Here is a 2527-nt window from a genome sequence, read left to right as displayed (position 1 = left end):
GGCAGCGGCATGTTCGTTACTTCAGAACTGACACAGTGGACGCGAGCAACTGAGGACAAGCCCTCGGCCTATTAGTACCGGTCAACTCCACCAGTCACCTGGCTTCCATATCCGGCCTATCAACCCAGTCGTCTACTGGGAGCCTTACCCCATCAAGTGGGTGGGAGTCCTCATCTCGAAGCAGGCTTCCCGCTTAGATGCTTTCAGCGGTTATCCCTCCCGAACGTAGCCAACCAGCCATGCCCTTGGCAGGACAACTGGCACACCAGAGGTTCGTCCGTCCCGGTCCTCTCGTACTAGGGACAGCCCTTCTCAAGACTCCTACGCGCACAGCGGATAGGGACCGAACTGTCTCACGACGTTCTAAACCCAGCTCGCGTACCGCTTTAATGGGCGAACAGCCCAACCCTTGGGACCGACTCCAGCCCCAGGATGCGACGAGCCGACATCGAGGTGCCAAACCATCCCGTCGATATGGACTCTTGGGGAAGATCAGCCTGTTATCCCCGGGGTACCTTTTATCCGTTGAGCGACGGCGCTTCCACAAGCCACCGCCGGATCACTAGTCCCGACTTTCGTCCCTGCTCGACCCGTCGGTCTCACAGTCAAGCTCCCTTGTGCACTTACACTCAACACCTGATTGCCAACCAGGCTGAGGGAACCTTTGGGCGCCTCCGTTACCCTTTGGGAGGCAACCGCCCCAGTTAAACTACCCATCAGACACTGTCCCTGATCCGGATCACGGACCCAGGTTAGACATCCAGCACGACCAGAGTGGTATTTCAACGACGACTCCACCTGAACTGGCGTCCAAGCTTCACAGTCTCCCACCTATCCTACACAAGCCGAACCGAACACCAATATCAAACTGTAGTAAAGGTCCCGGGGTCTTTCCGTCCTGCTGCGCGAAACGAGCATCTTTACTCGTAGTGCAATTTCACCGGGCCTATGGTTGAGACAGTCGAGAAGTCGTTACGCCATTCGTGCAGGTCGGAACTTACCCGACAAGGAATTTCGCTACCTTAGGATGGTTATAGTTACCACCGCCGTTTACTGGCGCTTAAGTTCTCAGCTTCGCCCCACCGAAATGGAGCTAACCGGTCCCCTTAACGTTCCAGCACCGGGCAGGCGTCAGTCCGTATACATCGCCTTACGGCTTCGCACGGACCTGTGTTTTTAGTAAACAGTCGCTTCTCGCTGGTCTCTGCGGCCACACCCAGCTCACACTGCAAGAGTGATCACCAGACGTGGCCCCCCTTCTCCCGAAGTTACGGGGGCATTTTGCCGAGTTCCTTAACCATAGTTCACCCGAACGCCTCGGTATTCTCTACCTGACCACCTGAGTCGGTTTAGGGTACGGGCCGCCATGAAACTCGCTAGAGGCTTTTCTCGACAGCATAGGATCATCCACTTCACCACAATCGGCTCGGCATCAGGTCTCAGACACATGCCACGCGGATTTGCCTACGTGACGTCCTACACCCTTACCCCGGGACAACCACCGCCCGGGCTGGACTACCTTCCTGCGTCACCCCATCGCTTACCTACTACCACCTTGGATCAGCGGCTCCACCACTCCGACCTCGTCCGAAGACTCAGCCGGCGGCTTCACGGCCTTAGCATTAATGGGCTCGATATTGGGCGTTCCAAAGCGGGTACCGGAATATCAACCGGTTGTCCATCGACTACGCCTGTCGGCCTCGCCTTAGGTCCCGACTTACCCTGGGCAGATCAGCTTGACCCAGGAACCCTTAGTCAATCGGCGCACACGTTTCCCACGTGTGTATCGCTACTCATGCCTGCATTCTCACTCGTGAACCGTCCACAACTCGCTTCCACGGCTGCTTCACCCGGCACACGACGCTCCCCTACCCATCACAGCGGCCGTTGGGCCACATGCTGCAATGACACGACTTCGGCGGTACGCTTGAGCCCCGCTACATTGTCGGCGCGGAATCACTTGACCAGTGAGCTATTACGCACTCTTTCAAGGGTGGCTGCTTCTAAGCCAACCTCCTGGTTGTCTCTGCGACTCCACATCCTTTCCCACTTAGCGTACGCTTAGGGGCCTTAGTCGATGCTCTGGGCTGTTTCCCTCTCGACCATGGAGCTTATCCCCCACAGTCTCACTGCCGCGCTCTCACTTACCGGCATTCGGAGTTTGGCTAAGGTCAGTAACCCGGTAGGGCCCATCGCCTATCCAGTGCTCTACCTCCGGCAAGAAACACACGACGCTGCACCTAAATGCATTTCGGGGAGAACCAGCTATCACGGAGTTTGATTGGCCTTTCACCCCTAACCACAGGTCATCCCCCAGGTTTTCAACCCTGGTGGGTTCGGTCCTCCACGAAGTCTTACCTCCGCTTCAACCTGCCCATGGCTAGATCACTCCGCTTCGGGTCTAGAGCGTGCAACTCAAACGCCCTGTTCGGACTCGCTTTCGCTACGGCTTCCCCACACGGGTTAACCTCGCTACACACCGCTAACTCGCAGGCTCATTCTTCAAAAGGCACGCAGTCACGAGACG

At 57.0% G+C, this 2527-nt stretch carries 1 rRNA gene; it reads right to left on the bottom strand.

The features are described from left to right. Positions 1 to 51: 51 nt before the first annotated feature. Positions 52 to 2527, bottom strand: a 23S ribosomal RNA gene (locus AB0J10_RS31685); the annotation flags it as partial.

It is taken from the genome of Streptomyces sp. NPDC049887, from assembly GCF_040656535.1.
In the GTDB taxonomy this organism is placed as follows: domain Bacteria; phylum Actinomycetota; class Actinomycetes; order Streptomycetales; family Streptomycetaceae; genus Streptomyces.
The sequence above is the reverse complement of the archived record's forward strand: the minus strand, read 5'-3'. Positions and strand labels throughout refer to the sequence as shown.